This window comes from Vibrio sp. 704 (genome assembly GCF_033339295.1).
The window spans coordinates 1-625 of the sequence record NZ_JAWOUH010000614.1; the positions used below are offsets into that span (position 1 = coordinate 1).

The 625-nt window shown below is 44.5% G+C and carries 1 protein-coding gene; it reads left to right on the forward strand.

Features of this window, described 5'->3' with window-relative positions; genetic code table 11:
• Positions 1-116 precede the first annotated feature (116 nt).
• Positions 117-625, forward strand: a 509-nt coding sequence (locus tag R7R24_RS28065) for a glycosyltransferase family 2 protein (protein WP_318120354.1), incomplete at its 3' end; no start/stop codon positions are given.

Below are 625 nucleotides of genomic sequence, written 5' to 3' on the forward strand. Positions count from 1 at the left end.
GTTTCCGTAGAAGAAGGCATTGCCGAGTTTGTCGCTTGGTACCGGAATTTTTATAACAAGTAAAAGATTTGTCATTCAGAACTTTCAAGGTCGAGAGTTCACATAAGGTTAGAGCTATGTTACCGAGTATATCAGTCGTTATTCCTGCAAAAAATGAACAAGGAAATATTGGGAAGTTAGTGAAAGAAATTCATGCCAGTTTAGAAGAATACCCTAACGTCGAAATTGTCATTACGGACGACGGTAGTACCGATGATACGGTGCAAGAGGCACTTGAAGCTGCTAAAGAATGTGGGTGTGACCTGCAAGTGGTAAGCCACGAACATAGTTGCGGTCAAAGCACAGCAGTGTTAACTGCCGTCAAACATGCAAAAGGCGAGTGGATTGTTACCTCCGATGCTGATGGGCAGAACGATCCGTCGGATATGCCTAAGATGCTTGAGCTTGCTGCTAAAGTCAGCAATCCGAATTTTTGCATCGCGGGTTATCGAGCGAAAAGGTTGGATACAGCTTGGGTTAGGTTTCAATCGAAGGTGGCGAACAAAGTGCGCCATGCATTACTAGGTGATGGTGTTCCAGATTCTGGTTGTGGGCTTAAAGTCATCCCTAAATCGACTTATCTGCG